Source organism: Salinisphaera japonica YTM-1 (genome assembly GCF_003788585.1).
GTDB lineage: Bacteria > Pseudomonadota > Gammaproteobacteria > Nevskiales > Salinisphaeraceae > Salinisphaera > Salinisphaera japonica.
This window is the reverse complement of sequence record NZ_AYKG01000022.1, coordinates 23,405-45,081: the sequence shown is the minus strand read 5'-3', so window position 1 is coordinate 45,081 and position 21,677 is coordinate 23,405. Positions and strand designations below refer to the sequence as shown.

At 62.4% G+C, this 21,677-nt stretch carries 19 protein-coding genes and 3 tRNA genes; 11 read left to right on the top strand and 11 right to left on the bottom strand.

All coding sequences use genetic code 11. The annotated features are described in order from the left end of the window. Nucleotides 1–166 precede the first annotated feature (166 nt). Together SAJA_RS08005 and SAJA_RS08000 are read right to left on the bottom strand one after the other, a co-directional pair. Entirely contained in the window at nt 167–1,186 is a 1,020-nt protein-coding gene (locus tag SAJA_RS08005; protein WP_123658146.1) for a class I fructose-bisphosphate aldolase, read from the bottom strand. Between the two features lie 69 nt (nt 1,187–1,255). Continuing rightward, nucleotides 1,256–1,345 (bottom strand) — tRNA-Ser (locus tag SAJA_RS08000). Nucleotides 1,346–1,515: 170 nt separating this feature from the next. Here SAJA_RS08000 and SAJA_RS07995 point away from each other — a divergent pair. From SAJA_RS07995 to SAJA_RS15480, 7 genes are all read left to right on the top strand, one after another. After that, nucleotides 1,516–1,591: transfer RNA gene (locus tag SAJA_RS07995), tRNA-Thr, on the top strand. Nucleotides 1,592–1,745: 154 nt separating this feature from the next. Then, on the top strand, nt 1,746–2,273 hold the full coding sequence (locus SAJA_RS07990) for a GspH/FimT family pseudopilin (RefSeq protein WP_184999802.1): 528 nt from the start codon (nt 1,746–1,748) through the stop codon (nt 2,271–2,273). Further along, the gene (pilV, locus tag SAJA_RS07985) at nt 2,273–2,809 is read left to right on the top strand and encodes a type IV pilus modification protein PilV (protein ID WP_184999800.1); all 537 of its coding nucleotides are present in this window, start codon (nt 2,273–2,275) and stop codon (nt 2,807–2,809) included. Before SAJA_RS07990 ends, pilV begins: the two co-directional genes overlap by 1 nt. Next, nucleotides 2,806–3,570: a PilW family protein gene (locus SAJA_RS07980; protein WP_123658143.1), complete on the top strand. Its 765-nt coding sequence runs from the start codon at nt 2,806–2,808 to the stop codon at nt 3,568–3,570. Before pilV ends, SAJA_RS07980 begins: the two co-directional genes overlap by 4 nt. Continuing rightward, nucleotides 3,567–4,121, top strand: a complete 555-nt coding sequence (locus tag SAJA_RS07975; protein WP_123658142.1) for a pilus assembly PilX family protein — start codon at nt 3,567–3,569, stop codon at nt 4,119–4,121. The genes SAJA_RS07980 and SAJA_RS07975 overlap by 4 nt, the downstream gene beginning before the upstream one ends. Then, nucleotides 4,118–8,017 carry a pilus assembly protein gene (locus SAJA_RS07970; RefSeq protein ID WP_123658141.1) on the top strand — a complete coding sequence of 1,300 codons (3,900 nt, stop codon included), beginning with the start codon at nt 4,118–4,120 and terminating at the stop codon, nt 8,015–8,017. Before SAJA_RS07975 ends, SAJA_RS07970 begins: the two co-directional genes overlap by 4 nt. Then, nucleotides 8,014–8,445, top strand: coding sequence for a type IV pilin protein (locus SAJA_RS15480; protein ID WP_123658140.1), 432 nt, complete (start codon nt 8,014–8,016; stop codon nt 8,443–8,445). Before SAJA_RS07970 ends, SAJA_RS15480 begins: the two co-directional genes overlap by 4 nt. Here the strand turns inward: SAJA_RS15480 and lspA are convergent, their stop codons facing one another. From lspA to murJ, 3 genes are read right to left on the bottom strand one after another with little or no spacing between them, the layout of a single operon-like run. After that, nucleotides 8,446–8,955: a signal peptidase II gene (lspA, locus tag SAJA_RS07960; RefSeq protein WP_123658139.1), complete on the bottom strand. Its 510-nt coding sequence runs from the start codon at nt 8,953–8,955 to the stop codon at nt 8,446–8,448. It abuts the gene before it with no gap. After that, a complete protein-coding gene (locus tag SAJA_RS07955; protein WP_123658138.1) occupies nt 8,952–9,890 on the bottom strand; it encodes a bifunctional riboflavin kinase/FAD synthetase in 939 nt (312 codons plus the stop codon). The genes lspA and SAJA_RS07955 overlap by 4 nt, the downstream gene beginning before the upstream one ends. A gap of 58 nt (nt 9,891–9,948) precedes the next feature. After that, a complete protein-coding gene (gene murJ / locus SAJA_RS07950) occupies nt 9,949–11,529 on the bottom strand; it encodes a murein biosynthesis integral membrane protein MurJ (RefSeq protein ID WP_123658137.1) in 1,581 nt (526 codons plus the stop codon). 155 nt (nt 11,530–11,684) lie between these two features. On the opposite strand from murJ, the gene rpsT reads away from it, so the two are divergent. Continuing rightward, the gene (rpsT, locus tag SAJA_RS07945; protein WP_123658136.1) at nt 11,685–11,957 is read left to right on the top strand and encodes a 30S ribosomal protein S20; all 273 of its coding nucleotides are present in this window, start codon (nt 11,685–11,687) and stop codon (nt 11,955–11,957) included. A gap of 93 nt (nt 11,958–12,050) precedes the next feature. Here the strand turns inward: rpsT and proB are convergent, their stop codons facing one another. The 4 genes from proB to rplU all read right to left on the bottom strand — a co-directional run bounded on the left by proB (nt 12,051) and on the right by rplU (nt 14,929). Further along, complete coding sequence (gene proB, locus SAJA_RS07940) at nt 12,051–13,175, bottom strand: glutamate 5-kinase (protein WP_123658151.1); 1,125 nt, start codon at nt 13,173–13,175, stop codon at nt 12,051–12,053. Continuing rightward, entirely contained in the window at nt 13,165–14,220 is a 1,056-nt protein-coding gene (gene cgtA / locus SAJA_RS07935; protein WP_123658135.1) for an Obg family GTPase CgtA, read from the bottom strand. The genes proB and cgtA overlap by 11 nt, the downstream gene beginning before the upstream one ends. A 97-nt stretch (nt 14,221–14,317) precedes the next feature. Next, entirely contained in the window at nt 14,318–14,578 is a 261-nt protein-coding gene (gene rpmA / locus SAJA_RS07930; protein WP_123658134.1) for a 50S ribosomal protein L27, read from the bottom strand. Between the two features lie 33 nt (nt 14,579–14,611). Beyond that, the gene (gene rplU / locus SAJA_RS07925; RefSeq protein ID WP_123658133.1) at nt 14,612–14,929 is read right to left on the bottom strand and encodes a 50S ribosomal protein L21; all 318 of its coding nucleotides are present in this window, start codon (nt 14,927–14,929) and stop codon (nt 14,612–14,614) included. A gap of 162 nt (nt 14,930–15,091) precedes the next feature. On the opposite strand from rplU, the gene SAJA_RS07920 reads away from it, so the two are divergent. From SAJA_RS07920 to pilB, 3 genes are all read left to right on the top strand, one after another. Then, nucleotides 15,092–16,060, top strand: a complete 969-nt coding sequence (locus SAJA_RS07920; protein WP_123658132.1) for a polyprenyl synthetase family protein — start codon at nt 15,092–15,094, stop codon at nt 16,058–16,060. 7 nt (nt 16,061–16,067) lie between these two features. After that, nucleotides 16,068–16,144: transfer RNA gene (locus SAJA_RS07915), tRNA-Pro, on the top strand. A gap of 173 nt (nt 16,145–16,317) precedes the next feature. Next, on the top strand, nt 16,318–18,042 hold the full coding sequence (gene pilB, locus SAJA_RS07910) for a type IV-A pilus assembly ATPase PilB (protein WP_184999799.1): 1,725 nt from the start codon (nt 16,318–16,320) through the stop codon (nt 18,040–18,042). A gap of 721 nt (nt 18,043–18,763) precedes the next feature. On the opposite strand, the gene clpA is transcribed toward pilB, so the two are convergent. Continuing rightward, nucleotides 18,764–21,025: an ATP-dependent Clp protease ATP-binding subunit ClpA gene (gene clpA / locus SAJA_RS07905; RefSeq protein ID WP_123658131.1), complete on the bottom strand. Its 2,262-nt coding sequence runs from the start codon at nt 21,023–21,025 to the stop codon at nt 18,764–18,766. A 59-nt stretch (nt 21,026–21,084) separates the two neighbouring features. Next, a complete protein-coding gene (gene clpS / locus SAJA_RS07900; protein ID WP_123658130.1) occupies nt 21,085–21,426 on the bottom strand; it encodes an ATP-dependent Clp protease adapter ClpS in 342 nt (113 codons plus the stop codon). Nucleotides 21,427–21,677: the final 251 nt, after the last annotated feature.

Genomic DNA, 21,677 nt, shown 5'->3' with positions numbered 1-21,677 from the left:
GGATTGCCGGGGCTTGGCCACCGGCCCATTCGGGTTGCTCGCGCCGGACGCGCCATGCGGCGTTACGGGCCTTGACCGTGGCTGGCCACGCACGGCGGCCCGCGCCTTGCCTGACACGCCCGGCGCGGGCAATGCGACGTCATATCTTATGACGACACGCCCTAGTTCAAGCCGCGCTTTCCATATCCGAAGAATAGCTGCCCTGCGCGGCCGCGCCGTTGTTCTTGGCCCGCTTGTGGTAAGCCTTCTGTGCGACCTCCACGTTTTCCGGCTTGCCCTGCCAGGCTGCCAGCGCCGGCGCCTGCAATGCACGGCCATAAGAGAACGACAGACCCCACGGCTGCTCGCCGCGCTGATTCATGGCGTTCAGATGCGCGGTGGCCAGCTCATCGCTCTGGCCGCCGGACAAGAATACGATGCCCGGCACGGCGGCCGGCACATGGCGGCGCAGGCAACGCAGGGTGGCATCGGCGACTTCATCAACGCTGGCCTGTTTCTGGCTCTTCTTGCCGGCAATCACCATGTTCGGCTTCAGCAACATGCCTTCCAGCAGCACGTTCTGGCCATCCAGCGCTTCAAACACTTTCTTGAGCACACGCCCGGTCACGCGCTCACAGGTGGCAATATCATGCTCGCCGTCCATGAGCACTTCCGGCTCCACGATCGGCACGATATCGGCTTCCTGGCAGAGCGCGGCATAACGCGCCAGCGCATGCGCGTTGGTGTCGATGCAGTAATCGCTGGGCTGCTCATCGGTGATGTCGATCACGCCGCGCCATTTCGCGAAACGCGCACCGGCCTTGGCGTACTCCGCCAGGCGCTCGCGCAGGCCGTCGAGGCCTTCGGTGATTTTCTCGTCGCTTGCGAGCGCCAACGGCTTTGCGCCCTTGTCGACCTTGATGCCCGGCACCACGCCCTTGTCAGCCAGTACTTTTGCGAACGGCGTACCGTCATCGGCCGACTGAAACAGGGTTTCTTCGAACAGAATCACGCCGCTGATGTAGTTCTCTACACCGTCGGTAGTGAACAACAGGTTGCGATAGGCCTGTCGATTGGCTTCGGTGGATTCCACGTCGATGCTGGCCAAGCGCTTGGCGATCGTTCCCGTGGATTCATCGGCCGCGAGAATACCCTTGCCGGGCGACATGATCTCGTGGGCGGTGTTCTTCAGCGTTTCAGGGTTCATGCGTCATCCCCTCCAAGATAGTGCACGTCAGGCGCCTTGGTGCCTGAAATCTATAAACCGTGGGGAAGATGGCGGAGAGGGTGGGATTCGAACCCACGAGGGGAATGACCCCCTGCCGGTTTTCAAGACCGGTGCAATCAACCGCTCTGCCACCTCTCCGTTTGCGCTAGTTTGATGCGTCCCGAGCGGCCCGGGACGTACAACATCGTTTTGTTATCTCCTTATTTTCGTCGGCCTGCCCGACAGAATGCAAGCCTTTTGTCGTATTCGTCGGACAGGCGTTGTCGCGGCGCCAACCTTTGTTTATACTCCGCGCCTTCGCGATTCCCGCCGAGGTAGCTCAGTCGGTAGAGCAACTGATTCGTAATTAGTAGGTCGGAGGTTCGATTCCTCTCCTCGGCACCAGATCAAGGCCCGTCGGTTCTCCGGCGGGCTTTTTTATTGTCGGAAGCCACCCCGCTCGTTTTGTGACGCCGCTCGTGCATACTGGCCTCACAGGGATGCGCTCGGGGGAGCACGCCGAATGATACGTTCTCGGCATGGCCGAACACGGAGCGAGATGGCGGAAGCCGGCGTGAAGGCAGCCTGTGCGCATGCCTGCGGCTTTTCCCTGTTCGAGCTGATCGTCACGCTTTCCGTGGCTGCGATTCTGGCGACGATCGCGATCCCCTCCTATCGCTCACTCGTTCAAGGCAACGGCTTGACCACACAAACCAACGAACTGGTCGGCGCCCTGAACTATGCGCGGGCCACGGCGGTGGCCCGCGGCACCACGGTTACGCTGTGCAGCAGTGCCGATCAGCTCACGTGTCGCAACGACTCGGACTGGAGCGTGGGCTGGCTCGTCTACACGGGCGGCGCGAGCGCCACGCCGGGCAACGGCGCCGAGATTCTGCGGGTTCATCGCGCGCTGGCCGGTGGTATTACGCTGACCGCCAGCACCGAGCAATCGATCGATTTCAACTCCAGCGGTTTCGCAATGTCCGGCCACAGCATAGAAGCCCGCGCCGAAGACGCATCGGCCACACAGACCGTATGCATCGCCGCCACGGGGCGCGTGGCGACCGTCAACGCGGATGGCTGCTGATGCGTCATGTCTCGTCCGCCGCCGGTTTCACGCTCATCGAAGCGCTGGTCGCGCTCGTGATCATCGCCGTGGGGCTTTTGGGGCTGCTGGGTCTACAGAGCGCGGCGATCATTGCCACCGATAGCGCCGGCCATGTTTCGCTCGCTCGGATCGCCGGTAGTGGCATGGCCGATCGTATCCGAGCCAATCCTGCGCCGGCCGCGCGCTCGGTTTATGCCGCGGTCAGCCCGACCAGCGCCGTCGCCAGCTCAAATACAAGCTGTATCGGCGCAGCTAACCCCTGCACGCCCGGCGAGATGGCCCGTCAGGACAGCCGCGAATGGCAGATGATCGTGGCGCGCAGCCTGCCCCAGGGCCAAGGTTTCGTGGATTGCGCGGTCAATGATCAACCCTGCCCGCTGCTGGAGGTCACGGTGGGCTGGCGTGAACGCGAACAGCCAAACACCACCGCGCCGCCCGGGCTTGTGCGCTGCGCGAGCCAAACCCACGCGGCAGCTATCGACGGCCCCTGTATTGTCACTCAGGTTCGCCCATGAGCTCGCCCCACGCCGCCCAGCACGGGTTCTCACTGGTCGAGCTGATGGTCACGCTGGCGGTGGGCCTGTTTCTGCTCGTGGGGGTACTACAGATACTGCAGGCCAATCGCGAGAGTTTCGAGGCTCAACGCGGTACGGCACATCTAGAAGAAAACGCACGGCTGGCTGTGTTCGTGCTCGAACACGGCATCGCCCACGCCGGCTATCACGTCACCCTGGATAGCCAGCCTTTCACGGCCAGCAACGCGCTGGCGCCGACGCTGGCCCAGGACGCTGTCATCGGCGGCCAGGCCAATGTCCAGAACCATAACGATCAGCTACGCATCCGGTTTCAGGCTGCCGGCGGCGTGAAAAACTGCCGCGGCCAGGACATCGGCACGCCCGGCGCGCCGGCAATGGCGGATTTCGAGTTTTATATATCAGATCAAAACGCGCTTCTCTGTCATCAGGCAGGCAGCGATCGACAACCGGTGATCGACAACGTGGATCGGTTCGAGGTGCGCTACGGTATCGGCGGGCCGAATCGCGCCGATGGCGTTGTCTATTACACCGCCGAGCCGAGCGCCGATGCCCGTACTCGTATCAAGAGCGTACGTATCCAGCTCTTGTTGCACAGTGATCCGGAAAGCGGTGATCGGGCACTACCTGTGCCCACGGCCCAACGCTACGACCTGATGGACGGCTCGGTGTTCGAGATCACCGACCGACGGGCACGACTGCTGATCGATCGCACGATCGCGCTCAAGAATCGTTTGCCATGAACCACTGCCCCGCACCACATACCCAGCGCGGCTTCATTCTAGTCACGAGCCTGATTTTTCTGGTGGTACTCACCCTACTGGCCGTCACAGCTATCTCTTCGGCCACGCTGCAACAACGCATGGCCGCCAATCAGCAAGACAAGGCCGAAGCACTGGACCGTGCCAATTCGGCACTGGCCTATGTCGGGCATCTTCTGCGCGACAAGCGTCTTGGCTCGTGTCACGCCGCACTCGGCGCCGCGGCCGGCTCGGCGGCCGACTGCCCCCAGGTATTACCGAATCTGCCGATTCGACTGGCCGGCCCGCAAACACCGGATACGCCCGCACGATATCTGGGCGATGCGTTCTGGAGCGCCGGCCCCACGGCTCAATACGCCGCACCTGGAAGCAACGCCCGAACCGATTATGTTGTCGAGGCCCTGCCTGGCGAAATGACCGTGCTCAACGCCCGGCCGGATCGCTGGCGTTTCCGCGTCACGGCACGTACGGGCGGCGGCGGCGGTCGCGCGGGCCGTGCGGTGGCCCAGATGATCTTCGAGGTGGCGCGATGAAGTTGGGGATTACGACACGGCTGGCACTGGCGACCTGTGCGTTGATCGGCGCATCGCTTTTCGGCGGCGCGGCTGTTGCCCAGAGCACGCCGGCACTGTCACTGACCGATCAGCCCAGCGCAGCAACCACCGCCCGACCGCCCAATATTCTCGTGGCGATCGACGACTCGGGATCGATGGATCTGGAAACATTGTTCAACCCTGCACCGGGCCTGTCACTGACCCCGGACCGGCTGCTCACCAAGGACAGCGAGACCTACGGGTATCTGTTTCCCAACGGCTTCAACAACTGCAACACCGCCGGCACGAACTGCCAGGCGCGCGATCGGCGGATCTATGACCGGTTTTACGCGATTCCGCCCCTGCCGTCGTTCGCCTATGCCCGCGATCCGGAATTCAATCGCGCGTATTTTGATCCGGCCACTGTGTATAGCCCGTGGATCGGTTACGACAACGCCGATCCTTCGGCGGCGCGCTACGATCCGGCTCATGGCAACGGCACGCTCGACTTGCGCGGTAATATGGCAAGCAACGAGCCGGGGTATCAATTCTTCGTGCCGAGCGGCACCACTATTCCCGAAGGCACGGTGTATCACCACACCGTGCCCAGCTCGACCACGTACACGAACGTTTGTTACAGCCCGTTGCTCAATGCGGTGGCCCAGCCCAGTCGGTTGGGTGGCTGTGGCTTACTGGCGCTTTTCGGCTACGAGTTTCGCGCAACGCTTACCCTGCAGACCGGCAGCCAAACCGGGTTCTTCCCCGCCGCCGAGCCCGCGACGATCCAGGATGGCCGGGAACTGGGCATTGCCTACGTGCCGGCCACGTTCTATCTGAAAAAACCAGCCGACGGATCCAGCCCCCTGCCGCCGGGCTTCGGCTGGAGTGCGTCCGCCACCCCATTGACGGGCACGGGCCCGAACGGCGAAGCGTTAATGGGCTATCAGATTCAGCCACAGAACTTTGTCGGCGGCGCCGAGGGCACGGCTTATCGAAACGCGATCCAGAATTTCGCCAACTGGTTCGTGTATTACCGCAAGCGAAGCCTGGCGATCCGCGGCGCGGCCACCCGTGCCTTCGAGCCTGTCAACGACATACGTGTCCATGCCTGCACCATCAACGGCTCGGCCACGTGCTTGCGCGACAGCCAAAACATGACGGCGTTGACGACCGGCACAACGACGACACGCACCGCTTTCTATAATTCGATCTACCAGATGGATTTCGCTGTGGCGCGGGGCACGCCCAATCGCCAGGCACTGCTCAATCTGGGCGAGATCTTTGAAAACGATACGCGCGTCATACAGGCCGCCTGCCAGCGCAACTATTCGCTGTTGTTCACCGACGGTTTCAACAGCAGCCAGGTCAGCGGTATCGGCAACGTCGATGGCGGATTCGGCGGCCCAAACTCGCCGATACCGGACGCCTACAGCAATACGATCGCCGATGTTGCGATGAAATATTACGCCGAGTTCGAGCCACCGCCCGGCATACCCAATCAGCCGGTTTTGCCCGTGCCGGACGGCTGCCCGGGCGACGAGCGACAGGATTGCCTGGCCCGGCCCCATGTCAGCACCTACGGGGTCACGCTGGGCATTGACGGCGTGATTTTCGGCAACGACGCCTTCGCCGATGTCAACCGCACGCCGTATCTGAATCCGCCGCCCTGGTATCTGCGCCGCGCCGCGCCAGCTGAGCGGGAACCCGCCCCTTCATTGTCCGTGGGCGCTGCCTCGGAGATTGACGATCTCTGGCATGCCACGCTCAACACGCGCGGCCGGCTGGTCAACGCGGATTCACCACAGGCGCTGCTGAGCGGCTTCACGGCACTGATCGGCGATATTCTGGCGCGCAGCGAAACCAGCCGCAACGCGACCGGCAGCGGCACCGACTTTCGTAGCGACGCCGTGCTTTATCAGACACGCTACGACACGCGTCGCTGGTCAGGAGATCTAATCAAAAAACGGGCGCTGGATGCCGGCACCGAAAACGAAACCGTGTTCTGGCGCGCCTCGGACACGCTGCCCGGTTACAACGGCACGGCAGCCAACGACACACGACAGATCATCACCGCCTTACGCAACCAGCCGAACGCGCTCACCGGCGGTGCGGTAAGCGGCCGCGGCTTCCGGGCGGATACAGCGCTGACCGGCCGGTTCCCCACACTCGACGGCCCGGCCGTGGCTTATCTGCGAGGAGATCGATCGCGCGAGCGACAGAGCGTGGCCCAGAACACGATCGGCGGCTTCCGGAACCGGGCCGATACGGTGCTGGGCGACATCATCAATGCCGTGCCGGTATTCGTTGGCACGGCCGATCCCCTGCGCTATGCAGGCCTCTGGCTGGATCGGCGTTTTCCCACGGTCACGCCGCCAGAAAACACGGCCGGGGCCCGGCCCTACAGTGGCGCCAGCGGGTTCGTCGCCAACACGGCCGCTCGCACCCCGCTGGTCTATGTCGGCGCCAACGATGGCATGCTGCATGCCTTTGATGCCGATTCCGGGCGCGAGCGATTCGCTTATGTGCCCAATGACGTGCTCGGCGAATTGGCCGGCACGGCTCGCCTGACCGATCCGGCCTATCGCCACCGGGCCTACGTCGATGGTCAGGTCGCCGTCGATCCGGCCTTTTACGATAACGCCTGGCACAGCGTGCTGGTCGGCGGCCTGCGAAACGGCGGACGCACGATCTATGCCCTGGATGTCACCGACCCGCCCGCGCCCGGCCAGGCAGAGGCCCGAGCGGCGTCGCTCGTACGCTGGGAATTTCGCGACCCGCAGCTGGGTCGTACGTTCGGCACGCCCAGCATCGTGCGGCTGCATACCGGCCGGTGGGCCGCGATATTCGGCAACGGTTACAACAGCGACGGGTTCGGCGCCTCTCTGTTCGTGGTCGACGTGGAAACCGGCGAGCTCATCAGACGTCTGGACACGGGCGCCGTCCCGGTGACGGGCCAATCCGGCAACGGGCTGGCCAGCCCGACCCCGGTTGACGTCGACGGCGATCGAATCGTGGATTATGTCTATGCCGGGGATCTTTATGGCAACGTCTGGCGCTTCGATCTCTCCGCACGCTCGGCCGGCGCATGGACACAGAGCCGCCTGTTTCAGGCCAGTCGTGACGGTCAGCCCCAGCCCATCACCAGCGCCCCGGCGGTCGCCCTTCATCCCCTGGGGCCAAGCTACGGTGTCATGGTCTATGTCGGCACCGGCCAGAACATCACGCCGGTCGCCGCCGATCGACAGACGCCGGCCAACTCGGTCTACGGTCTGTGGGATACCCAGGTCTTTTCATATACCGAAAACGGCGACGTGCCGCCGCGCCCGGGCAATACGCCGATTACGCGCAGCGCGCTGATCAGCCAGCAGTTACAGAATACGGGCGCGGCCGGCAATACGGCCTTGAGCTTTCGAAGCGTCACCGATAGGCCGGTCAATTTCGTCACGCGCACAGCGACAGGCGACCCACGGATCAATGATCGCGGCTGGGTGATCGATTTTGACGCCACTACGACCGAAGCCGTGGTCCGCGCCCCGCGCGTCGTGGGCGACACGCTGGAGTTCGAATCCGTGGTGCTCAACGCTGAAAGCTGTCAGTTGACCAGCAGCGGCTTTTTCACCGTTGTCGACCGGGCAAGCGGCGGCGAGCCCGCGCGAAACGTCTTCGATCTGAACGCCGATGGGCTCGTCAACGAGGCCGATACGATCGACGGCACGCGAATCGTGGGCATTGGCTACGCCAGCCGCGGCTCGGCCGGTGCCGGCGCGCGTTTCATCGATTCCGATAATGGCACCCGCGTCTATAAACTGCCACTGACCAGCGGACAGACCGCCACCCTCACCCTGGCCAACGGCGCGTACACCGGGCGACGCACCTGGCACGAGATTCGAGAATGATGTTGCGCACAGGCATACCAAGACACACCGGTTTTACGCTTATCGAGCTGATGATCGTGGTGGCGATCATCGGCATTCTGGCGGCCATTGCCTATCCGATGTATACCGATAAGGTCCGCCAGGCGCAGCGTACCGAGGCCAAGCAGGCCGTGCTGCGCGCGGCCGCGCGCCAAGAGCAGCTCTATAGCGCCAATGGCCATCACTATATGGATACGATGCCCGCGCTGGGCATGGCCAGGACGACCGACAACGATCTTTACAGGCTGTCGACGGTGTATCCCGATAACAACGATCAGCGCTATCGCATCACGGCCACGGCCCAAAACGCACAGACCGCAGACCTATGTCAGCGCTTCGTGGTGGACGATACCGGCGCACGCCAAGCCTACGACGAAGACGGTGCCGACGTGAGCCAGACCTGCTGGTGATCAGCGCCGCCTGGATACAAACAGCATATCCACGAAGATCAGTATCGCCCCCACGACGATCGCGCAGTCCGCGACGTTGAATGCCGGGTAGTGCCAGGCACCGATATGAAAATCCACGAAATCGATTACGTGCCCGCGCAGGGCACGATCGATGGCGTTGCCCAGCGCGCCGCCGGCGATCAACGCCAGGCACAGACCGAACAGACGATTGGTGTAGGGGTGGCGGCGTAGCCAGACCATCACCCCGATCGTGACCACCACGGACAGCCCCACGAACAGCCAGGGTGTGGCCCCGGCCAGCATGGAAAACGCCGCCCCCGTGTTGTGTACGCGCGTCAGGTTCAGCCAGGCGAACAACGGCGTGGACTCATACAGCCCGTAGTGATTGACGACCAGCTGCTTGGTGAATTGATCGAGGCCGATCACGAGAGCAGACAGCCACAGCCAGTGGGCGTTGGCGATACCGCGGCGCTGGCGCGCGTCGGCGGTGGAAGATGTGGAGTGCGTCATAACGTTTCTGTGGGGTCGAGGATCCGACGAACATCGTCGACATCGCGGTTCATCTGCTCTATCAAAAGATCCAGCGAGTCGTAGTTTTCTTCACCGCGCACGAAATCCACGAACTCGACGTCCAGGCGCATGCCGTAGATATCGGCGGCGAAATCCAGCAGATAGATTTCCAGCAGCTCATCCTTGCCGTCGACCACAGGCCGCACGCCGAAGCTGGCCGCCCCGGCGCGCACCGAGCCATCGGCCAGGCGCACGCGCACGGCATACACGCCGTAACGCAGGGCCGCCGGGCGTTTCAAACACAGGTTGGCCGTGGGAAAGCCCAGCGTGCGCCCCAGGCGCTGGCCGCCGACAACCCGCTCGCTGATGCGATAGGCCCGGCCCAGCAGCCGGCCCGCTTGGCGAACCTGGCCGTTGGCAAGCGCCTGGCGCACGGCGGTCGAGGAGACCCGCTCGTTGTCGATACAGACATCGGGCAGGCCCATGCGCTCGATGCCGTGGTGCGCGGCAAACGCATCGAGCGTGGCCACATCGCCGGCGCGTCGATGCCCGAAACGAAAATCGTCGCCGACCAGAATCGCCCGTGCGCCCAGGCGCTTGGCGATCAGGGCCTCGAGAAAGGTCTGCGGCGACATGGCGGCGAATGCCGCATCGAACCGGGCGCGCACGAAGCAATCGATACCCAGGGCCGCGGCGTCTTCCAGTTTCTCGCGCAGTGAAGTCAGCCGCGCCGGTGGCGCATCGGGGCGAAAGAACGCGCCTGGCATGGGGTCAAAGCTCATCATCACCGCGGGCAGGGACAGCTCGGCAGCCCGGGCACGCACCCGCTCGATGATCGCCTGATGGCCCAGATGCAGCCCGTCAAAATTGCCCACGGTGAGCACGCAGCCGCCGGCCAGGCCGGGATGACGTCGTATCGAGCGGATGATCTGCATGATGCCTTCGACTCGTGGTGGGTGGCCGGTCGCTATCGCGCGCCGTGGCCAGCGATCGTTATTGTGCTGTTTCGTCGGCCGTTGTCGCCATGCGTAAATGATGCGGCCGCAGCCCCGTGGCTGCGAGCGTCACGAAATAGATGGCCATACCCGCCACGATCCAAAGCGCCAGCCAGGCCGCTCGTATCCAGGCTTCGCGACCCATCCAGGTCGTCGCGTCCGCGGCCCCGAAATGGAGCACCACCGCCATGATCACACAGCCGAGCACGATACGCAGATACAGGGCCACCCATCCCGCACCGGGTGCATAAGCCGCCGAGCGCCGGAGATAAAGATACAACAGCCCGGCGTTGACGAACGCGCCCAGCGAACCCGCCAGTGCCAGACCGGCGTGCGGCGCTGACCATCCCTGCCAGATGAACAGGCCCACGAAGATCAGATTCATCGCCATCGCGCTCAGCATGGAAATCACACCGCACTTGACCGGCGTGCGGGAGTCTTCTCGGGAGAAGAAACCGGTGACCAGCACCTTGACGATCGAAAATCCCATGAAGCCCAGCGAGTAAGCCATCAACGCATACTGGCTCATCCACACATCGTGCGTGGTGAACGAGCGATAGTTGAACAGCGTGATCACCAGCGGCCCCGCCAGGATGAACAGACCGACCATGGCCGGCAGGCCCAGCACCATCAACACCTTGAGCGCCCAATCCAGGGTGGCCGAAAAAGCCTCGGTGGATTTGGCCGCATGCCGGGCCGACAGGCTCGGCAGAATCACGGTGGCGATCGCGATCGAGAACACGCCAAGCGGGAACTCCATCAAACGATCGGCGTAATACAGCCAGCTCACACTGCCGCTGGCCAGAAACGAAGCCACGATCGTGTCCAGCAACAACATGATCTGAGCGATCGATGAGCCGAACATGATCGGTAGCATCAGCTTCAGAATCCGGCGGACCTTCTCGTTGGCCCAGCCCCAGCGCGGACGCGGTAGCCGGTCCAGACGGATGAGAAACGGCACCTGAAACACAAGCTGTGCGACACCGGCCAAGAACACCCCGATGGCCAATCCGATCGTGGGTTCGGCAAAATAAGGCGACAGCAGTGCCGCGGCACCGATCAGACAGATATTGAGCAGCACCGGCGTGACCGCGGGCACGGCAAAATGCCCGTAAGTGTTGAGCACGCCACCCGCCAACGCGGTCAACGAGATGAAGAACAGATACGGAAACGTCAGCCGCAGCAGATCGACAGCCAGATCAAACTGGGCCGCGTTTTCAGCAAACCCCGGCGCAAACAGATAGATCAACAGCGGCGCCGCGATGACCCCGATCACGGTCAGCGCCATCAGGATCACGCCCAGCGTGCCGGCAACGACCGAGACCAGGGCTTTGACCTCGTCGCCGCTTTCCTGATCACGCGTAGCCGAGAGCACCGGCACGAACGATTGTGCGAACGCGCCCTCGGCAAACAGGCGTCGCAGGAAGTTCGGGATCTTGAAGGCGACCAGGAACGCATCCATCGCCGGACCGGCGCCGAACATCACCGCCAGCACCACGTCCCGGCCGAAGCCCAGAATACGAGAGATGAAGGTCATGCCGGAAACGACGGTGGTCGATCGGACCAGTGATGACGCCATGTTTACAAGTCGGCCGTGGGCAACGCCGCCGCACTATAGCCGCTGTGTCGTGTCGCGCCTACCCGGCGTCATGATTGACAAGTCAGGCGCCAGTCCCGATAATCGCGCGCCTATTCCGGTTCCGCCCTCACAACATCATCTTCAGGAGCACCTAAGTGGCGAATACTGTGCAAGCACGCAAGCGCGTCCGTCAGGCCACCGAACGCCGCCAGCGTAACGTGGCGCAGCGTTCGCTCGTGCGTACCCATATCAAGAAAGTCCAGAAGGCCATCGCCGCCAACGATCTGAACGGCGCGCAGGAAGCCTTCAAGGTTGCGGTGCCGGTGATCGATCGCATGGCCGGCAAGGGTCAGATCCATCGCAACAAGGCCGCGCGTCACAAGTCGCGCATGAACGCCCAGATCAAGCATATGGCCGAGGCCAGCTGATCACGGCGGGCTGATCGCCGCTTCGGCGATCAAGCTGAAAATCCGGCCAGCGCCTCGCGCGGTCGGATTTTTTTATGCATGTCGATCGTGGTATCAGGTCATGACCAGATTGTCGCGATGGATGAATTCCGGCTCGTGAGCCGGGCCAAACCGTGCGGCGATCTGCTGGCTGGTCAAGCCTTTCAGCGCATGAGCGTCACGCACGTCATAGTTCGACAGGCCCTGTGCCAGCTCGCGCCCGTCGGGATCCACGCAGGCCACGAGATCGCCCCGGCGGAAATCGCCTTCCACCGCAACGACGCCGATCGGTAACAGACTGCGGCCGGAGTCACGCAACACGTGTGCGGCGCCAGCGTCGATATAGACACGGCCTCGCACCTGGCGTTGCCCGGCGATCCAGTTCTTCCGCGCTGCCCGTCGTTTACCGGGGGGCGGCAATAACAACGTGCCCAGCGCCTCCCCGGCCACGATGCGTGCAAGCCCGTTGGGCGTTGTGCCGTGGGCGATGACGGTGAAACCACCCGAGTCAGCGGCCTGTCGCGCCGCCCGGATCTTGGTGGCCATACCACCCCGGCCCAGCGCTCCCGCGCTGTCGCCGGCTACCCGGACTAGCGCATCGTCATAGGCGCCCGCGCTGTCGATCAGCTGTGCGCCCGGGACTTGCCGCGGGTCGGCGTCGTAAACACCGGCCTGGTCGGTCAGAATGATCAGGCCATCCGCATCCAGCAGATTGACGACCAGCGCGGCCAGCGTGTCGTTATCGCCCACGCGAATCTCATCGACCGCGATCGCATCGTTTTCATTGACGATCGGCACAACGCCGAGCCCGAGCAACGTGGCTAGCGTACGTCGGGCATTGAGATAACGGGCACGATCAGCCACGTCCTCATGGGTAAGCAACACCTGAGCGGTCTGGCGGTCGTATGCGGCGAACCCGCGGCTGTAGGCCTCGACCAGCCCGGCCTGGCCTACGCTTGCCGCTGCCTGCAGGGCCGAGACACGATCCGGCCGGCGCGTCCATCCCAGCCGGCTCATGCCTTCTGCCACAGCGCCCGAGGACACGATCACGATCTCGTAACCGGCGTCCACAAGCGTTGCGATCTGGGCCGTCCATTCAGCCAGTCGCTTGTTATCCAGCCCGGCGCCGTCCGCGGTCAGCAGCGCGCTGCCGATCTTGACGACCAGCCGTCGTGCCTGGGTCAGCCGCTCACGCGTCATCGCCAGCGGACTCGGCGTCGTTTTCGGCCATTTCACGTGCACGCGCCTCGACGGCATCCATGGCGTCGTGGACCAGCGTGTCCAGTGTTTTCGGCTGAATCGCCGATACGGTATAGATCGGGCCCTGCCAGGCCAGTTCCTCGCGAATACGCTGAATCAGCGCGTTCTGCTCGTCTTCATCGATCAGATCAGTCTTGTTGAGAATCAACCAGCGTGGCCGCTCGGCCAGCGCCGGGTTGAACTCCACGAGCTCGTCGGCAATCGTGCGAATCTGGGCCAACGGATCGCGGCCTTCCATGTCCAGCACGTCGACGACATGAAACATGAGACGCGTGCGCTGCACGTGACGCAGGAATCGATGGCCCAGCCCGATGCCCTCGGCCGCGCCTTCGATCAGTCCCGGCAGATCGACCAAGGTGAAGCTGCGTAACGGCCCGGCACTGACCACACCGACCTGCGGCTGGAGTGTCGTGAACGGATAATCAGCCACCCGCGGGCGCGCTGCCGACACCGCGGCCAGAAACGTCGATTTACCGGCATTGGGCAAGCCCACAAGGCCCACATCGGCCAGCAGCTTCAACTCCAGGCGTAGCTCGCGTACCTCGCCGGGCGAGCCGTCGGTGGTCTTGCGCGGCGCCTGATTGGTGCTCGACTTGAAGCGGGCATTACCCATGCCGTGAAACCCGCCCTGGGCAACACAGACCGTCTCGCCGTCGTGGGTCAGGTCGCCGATCAGTTCGTCGGTTTCGCGCGCATAGCACAACGTACCCACCGGGACCGGCAGATACCGATCGCTGCCCTTCGAGCCGGTTCGATTCTTGCCGGCGCCGTTGCCGCCGCGCTCGGCCTTGAACACGCGATTGATGCGGAAATCGTAGAGCGTGTTCAGATTGTGATCGGCCACGAGATACACGCTACCGCCGTCGCCGCCGTCACCGCCGTCCGGCCCACCGTGGGGCACGTATTTCTCACGACGGAAACTCAGGCAGCCGTGACCACCGTCGCCGGCTTCAACGCGTAATTGGGCTTCGTCTACGAACTTCATGGCGTGTTCTCGTGGCGGCTTGGCGGTTCGCGCCAAAGGATACGCATAAAAAAGCCCCGCTGGCGCGAGGCTTTGACGCGTTTAACGTGAAACGCGTTTATTCAGCCGGAACAACCGAAACGAACTTACGGTTGCGCGGGCCCTTGACCGCAAAATCCACCTTGCCTTCGACGAACGAATACAGGGTGTGATCCTTGCCGATGCCAACGTTGTCGCCAGCATGCCAGTGCGTGCCGCGCTGACGAACGATGATGTTGCCCGCCTTCACGGCCTCACCGCCGAATTTTTTCACACCAAGCCGTTTTGACTCGGAATCGCGACCGTTACGCGTTGAGCCGCCTGCCTTTTTATGTGCCATGGATACTGTCCTCCAATTGGGTTCGCGGTGCGATCAAACGCCCGGAATCGAGGTGATCTTGAGTTGCGTATAGTGCTGACGATGTCCATGACGACGACGATACTTCTTGCGCCGCTTGAACTTCACAACCTCGATCTTATCGGCACGTGCATGCTGCTGCACCTCTGCCGACACTGTCTTGCCCTCGAGCAGGGGCGTGCCGATCTCGATGTTGTCGCCGCCGTCCGAGACGAGCAGGACATCCGACAGGTCGATCGTGCTGCCGGCCTCGACGTCAAGCTTCTCAACGCGCAACACATCGCCTTGTGCGACTCTATACTGTTTACCGCCGGTTCGAATCACCGCGTGCATGACCACTCCAAATACGCAACGTGTGGCGGGAAGGCCCCGTCCAAAGTCGGCGAATCATACGGACTGGCCGGCGCGCGGTCAATCATTGCGTAAACGACACGTCATCTTGACAGGTCGCGGCCGCCCGCCTACTTTTGCCGCTGTTTTACCGATCCCGGGCCCATGACTATTCAGCCGCTGTTCCAGCCGGTTGCGGACGACATGCGTGCAGTCGATGCGCTGATTCGCAGGCGGCTGAACTCCGATGTCGTCCTCATCAACACGCTAGGCGAATACATCATCGCCAGCGGCGGCAAGCGCATGCGCCCGGCCCTCGTGCTGCTGGCGGCACGCGCGGCCGGCTATGAAGGTGAGGCGCATCACCTGTTGGCCGTCATCATCGAGTTCATCCATACCGCCACGCTGCTGCACGATGACGTGGTCGATGAATCCACGCTGCGCCGTGGGCAGCAGACCGCCAACAGCGTCTGGGGTAACGATGCCAGCGTGCTGACCGGTGATTTTCTGTATTCGCGCGCGTTTCAGTTGATGGTCGAACTCGACTCGTTCGAGGTGATGAAGGTGTTGGCCGATGCCACCAACCGCATCGCCGAGGGCGAAGTGCTGCAACTGATGCACAGCCACGATCCGGATCTGACCGAACACGACTACATGGAGGTCGTGGATCGAAAGACAGCCAGCCTGTTCTCGGCCGGCTGTCGCCTGGCCGCCGGTCTGGCGGGCTGCACCAGTCAGCAGTGCCAGGCAATGGCTGATTTCGGTCGTCATCTGGGTGTGGCGTTTCAGGTCACCGACGACGCGCTGGATTATGGTCACGGGGATGAAACCTATGGCAAGAATCTCGGCGATGATCTGGCCGAAGGCAAGACCACCCTGCCCCTGATCTGTGCCCTGTCGCGCCTGGGTGAGGCCGAAAGCGCTCCCTTGAAGACCGCCATTCGTGACGGCGATCTCACCGCGCTGGATTCGATAAAGAAATCCATTGAATCGACCGACGCGATGACTTACACTTTTGGCCGCGCCAACGAGGAAGCACAATCCGCCATCAATTGTCTGGCCGGATTTCCTGAATCGGAGGCCAAGACCGCGTTGATCTCCCTCGCCGAGTTCTCGGTGCAACGGCGGTCCTAGAAGACATCGGAGTATAGCTCAGCTTGGTAGAGCGCCACCTTCGGGAGGTGGAGGTCGTAGGTTCAAATCCTGCTACTCCGACCATGTTTTCCCGCCCTCTTCAGCATGTATTTCCTGCTGCTCGCTTGCGGGTGATGCTTCAAGCTTGCCGCTCTGCCGGAGCGCGCATGGTCGTCGCCGGACATACCCTTTAGACTCAAGAACATGAACGATCGCGCTCTGCGACTCGATCGTGTGTGGTCTAAATCGGGGGCGCAATGTCGCAACACCACGCAACATCTTCTCATTCGAACGGCTTGACCGGGCCGGCACGCCAACTGGTCGCCGACAAGCTCATCGATGCCGAGACAGCGCACCGCCTGCTGCACGAGGCTGAGCGCGACGGTGAGCCGTTTGTCGCCCGCGTCGTGGCACAGGGGGTGTTGAGCGCCAGCGTGCTTGCCAAAGCCCTGTCCGAGGCGTTCAGCGTACCGTTGATCGACCTGAAAGACGTCGACTTCAGCCAGGCGCCGATTGATATCGTGCCGGAGCCGGTCGTACGCAAACATCAGGCCATTCCGTTGTTTCAGCAGGGCCGCACGCTTTATGTGGCACTGGCTGATCCCACCAATCTGGCAGCGATCGACGAACTACGCTTTCTCACGGGCCTGCAGGTCGAGGCCATGCTGGTCGAGCAGGACAAGCTGGAACGCGCGATCGAGACCCACTTCAGCGCCCTGGACAGCGCCGTGGCGGGCCTTGACGATATCGCCGTCGATGATGGCACGGCAGCAGCCGATGCGCTCGGCATGGATGTATCCGCCACGGATGCCAACGATGCGCCGGTGGTTCGTTTTGTCAACAAGGTTCTGCTGGACGCGATCAATCGCGGCGCCTCGGATATCCATTTCGAGCCTTACGAGAACGCCTACCGCGTACGGCTGCGCCAGGACGGCGTGCTGCGCGAGGTCGCCCATCCGCCGCCGGCGATCGGCATGCGTCTGGCCGCGCGTATCAAGGTGATGGCACGCCTGGACCTGGCCGAGCGACGCGTGCCACAGGACGGCCGTATCAAGCTCAAGGCCGGCAAGAATCGCGCGGTGGATTTTCGTGTTTCGACCTGCCCGACGTTGCACGGCGAAAAGATCGTCATGCGTATTCTCGATCCGAGTACCGCCCGCCTTGGCATCGAGTCTCTGGGCTATGACGCGCGCCAGCGCGAGATCTTCGAAACCACGGTCCACAAGCCCTACGGCATGGTACTGGTCACCGGGCCAACGGGCAGTGGCAAGACCGTGTCGCTGTATACCGCGCTCAATATTCTCAACACCAGCGATCGCAACATATCGACCGCCGAGCACCCGGCCGAAATCAATCTACCCGGGGTCAATCAGGTCAGCATTCAGCCCCGCGTGGGGCTGAGCTTTGCCACCTGCCTGCGCGCCTTCCTGCGCCAGGATCCCGATGTGATCATGGTCGGCGAGATACGCGATCTGGAAACCGCGGAAATTGCGATCAAGGCCGCACAGACCGGCCATATGGTGCTCTCGACGCTGCACACCAACGATGCGCCTCAAACCCTTACGCGTCTGGTCAACATGGGCGTTCCGGCCTACAACATCGCCGCCTCGGTCACGCTGATCATCGCGCAGCGCCTGGCGCGTCGGCTGTGTGCGCACTGTCGACACCCCGCCGACATCCCGCGCGAGGCCTTGATCGCCGAAGGCTTTGCTGCCGACGAAATTGACGCGCTGCAGCTGTTCGAGGCCAACCCGGAAGGCTGTGATCATTGCACTGCCGGCTATCGCGGGCGCATCGGTATCTTTCAGGTCATGCCCGTGACCGAAGCGATCGGCCAGATCATCATGAACGGCGGCACCGCCCTGGATATCGAGCGCCAGGCCGCCAAGGAAAACGTTCTGGACCTGCGCGCCGCCGGCTTGGACAAGGTCCGCGCCGGCGTCATCGGCATGGCCGAACTCAACCGTGTAACCGTCGAGTAACGTCGCACGCTTGCCTGCGCTGTTTTATCCGGTCTGCCAATAGACGCGAATGAGCGCGAATGAATACAAAGCAGGTATCCGCAGATTTCACGGATAGAAAGAAAACCCCGAGCGCAATCTGCGCCACGAGATCGCTTCTTTGTGAAACCGTCCGCCAATGAGCGCGAATGAATACAGGCAGGGATCCGCAGATCACGCAGATTTCACAGATTAAAAGCCGCTAAATAAACTCGCGGGTGAGCTACGATCACTCGTGAGCTAGCGCGCCGTCGGGCCAATCTGCGTCATCTGCGGATTGTCTTCTTTTTATTCGCGTTTATTCGCGTTCATTTGCGGACAGGATTGTCTTTTCGGGCAGCGACTGAGCCTCGTATGCAATCAGGCAGGCGGCTATCCGCGGATTTCCTGAATTCAGAACCTCGACACGAATCACCCGGTGAGCCGCGATGACGCCTGGGCTGCCGCGCCCGTAACCCAATCTGCGTCATCTGCGCAATCTGCGGATTGTCTTTTTTTATTCGCCTTTATTCGCAGACAAGATTTTCTCTTGAGCAGGACCGAGCGCGTCTCGTACACAATCAAGAGCCACATTGATTGTCTTCATCTGCGCCCATCAGCGTTCATCTGCGGATTGCCTTCTTTCATTCGCGCTCGTTCGCGGCCCACAAAAAAGCCCGGGCGCTAAACCCAGGCTTCGATCCGCTAGCACTGGATAACAGCGCTAGGCCTGTTCGGCGGTCTCGCTCGATGTAATATCGAGATCGAGTGTGTCGCCAGCTACTCGGACGACGACGCGGCCGCCGTTGGCCAGTTCGCCGAAGAGCAACTCATCGGCCAGGGGCTTCTTGATGTGCTCCTGGATTGTGCGGCCCATGGGCCGTGCGCCCATGTTGGCGTCGTAGCCTTTCTCGGCCAGCCAGGTGCGGGCCTCGGGCTCGACCACGAGCTCTACGTGGCGCGCTTCGAGCTGGGCTTCGAGCTCCAACACGAACTTGTCGACCACCCGCTCGATGACGTCGCCCTTGAGCGGCGCGAACTGGATCGTGGCGTCCAGACGGTTGCGGAACTCCGGCGTGAAGCCACGACGAATCGCTTCCATGCCGTCAGAGGTATTATCCGACGGATTGAAGCCGATGCCACGGCTTGCCATTTGTTCGGCACCCGCGTTGGTCGTCATCACGAGGATAACGTTACGGAAATCCGCCTTGCGGCCGTTGTTGTCGGTCAGCGTCCCGTGATCCATGACCTGCAGGAGCAGATTGAAAATATCCGGATGCGCCTTCTCGATCTCGTCGAGCAGCACCACCGAATGCGGCTGCTTGTTCACCGCCTCGGTCAGCAGGCCGCCCTGGTCATAGCCGACATAGCCCGGCGGCGCGCCGATCAGGCGCGATACGGTATGACGCTCCATGTACTCCGACATATCGAAGCGCGTGAGCTCCACGCCCAGGTGCAGCGCCAGCTGACGCGTGACCTCGGTCTTGCCGACACCGGTCGGCCCGGCGAACAGGAACGAGCCGATCGGCTTGTCGCGATTGTCCAGGCCGCTGCGCGACATCTTGATGGCACTGGCCAACGAGCCGACGGCCTCGTCCTGGCCAAAGATGACGAGCTTGAGATCACGCTCGAGCGTTTCCAGCACCGAGCGGTCGTCGCGCGACACGCTCTTGGACGGAATACGCGCGATCCGCGAGACCATCTCTTCGATATCGCGCACCTGAACGGTCTTGCGCTTCTTGGTCGACGGCCGCAGACGCAGCCGGGCACCGGCCTCGTCGATCAGATCGATCGCCTTGTCGGGCAGATGTCGATCGTTGATATGGCGCGCTGCCAGCTCAGCCGCGGCTTCGAGTGCGGGCTGGGTGAAGCGCACCTGGTGGTGTTCTTCAAAACGCTCCTTCAGCCCGGACAGAATCTTGACCGTATCGGCCACGCTCGGCTCCGGCACATCAACCTTCTGAAAACGCCGTGCCAGAGCGCGGTCTTTTTCGAAGATATTGCGGAACTCCTGATACGTGGTCGCGCCCATGCAGCGCAGCTCGCCCGAGGAGAGCTTGGGCTTCAAGAGATTGGACGCATCCATCACGCCGCCCGATGCTGCACCGGCGCCGATCACGGTATGGATCTCGTCGATGAACAGCACCGCGCCGTCCTGCTTGCCCAACTCGGCCAGCACGCCCTTCAGGCGTTTTTCGAAATCGCCGCGATATTTGGTGCCCGCAATCAGCGCGCCCAGGTCCAGCGAATAAATCACACTATGCGCCAGAATATCCGGCACGCGCTCTTCCACGATCATGCGCGCCAGGCCTTCGGCGATCGCAGTTTTACCGACACCGGCCTCGCCCACGAGCAGCGGGTTGTTCTTGCGTCGCCGGCATAGCGTCTGGATGACGCGCTCGAGCTCGTGATCGCGCCCGATCAGCGGGTCGATATCACCTTCGGCGGCCTTGCGATTCAGGTTGGTGGCGAATTGCTGCAACGGCGACTGGTTGGACTCGCCGTCCTCGCCCTGGGCCGCCGCGGCGTCGCTGGCTTCCCCGGCGCCGTCCTCGGCCTTGCCCACGCCGTGCGAGACATAGTTCACGACATCCAGCCGGGTCACGTCCTGCTCGCCCAGCAGATACACCGCGTGCGACTCCTGCTCGGAGAAGATCGCGATGAGCACGTTGACGGCCGTGACCTCTTTCTTGCCCGAGGACTGGACGTGATAGACCGCGCGCTGAAGCACCCGCTGGAAACCCAGCGTGGGCTGTACCTCATGGTCTTCACCGGCCGGCACGACCGGCACGTGGGTATCGATATAGTCCTTGAGCTCCTGCTCGAGCCGCGGGATATCGGTGCTGACGGCTTCCAGCACCTCGACGACCGCGGGATTGTCGAGCAACGACACCAGCAGATGCTCGACCGTGAGCATCTCATGGTGTTGACGGCGTGCCACCATGAAGGCGGCATCCAGTGCAGTCTGCAGTTCTTGGCTGAGCATTATGCGTCCCCGAACTTGACGTTCGTTTAAGACCAACCACGCGCGCGGGCGCGTCGTATTTAGGCCTGTTCCATAGTACACAACAGCGGGTGCTGGTGTGCGCGGGCATGGTCGTTGACCTGGGTGACCTTCGTTTCGGCAATCTGTGCCGTATACGTGCCGGCCACGGCCTTGCCGCGTGTATGCACGGTCAGCATGATCTGTACCGCCTGTTCCCGATCACGGGTGAAGTACGTCATCAGGCATTCAACGACGAACTCCATCGGCGTGAAGTCGTCGTTATGCATGATCACCTTGTACAAAGGCGGCTTCTTGGTTTTCGGTTTGGCCGGGGCAACGGCGAGATCGTCATCGCCTTGGCCGTCACCTTGGCGGGTATCGGGTTTATCGGTATCCGTCATCGCGACCTCTGGAAAACCGCGGAAATAAAATGACCACGTCGCTGTATTCACTTACAAGATTCGTTCAAACCCGCTTGTTTGGATGCGCGTTCAAGCGATCTACTGGCCTCAGATATAAGGACGATCGCCGCCGAATCAAAGCCGATTCGAGCACGAGATATAAATACCGCCCACAACAAAAGCGCGGGCCGAAACAATCGACCCGCGCTTTTATTACCTAGCGCTAGCCTGCCGCCGTGAACGGCAGGCCG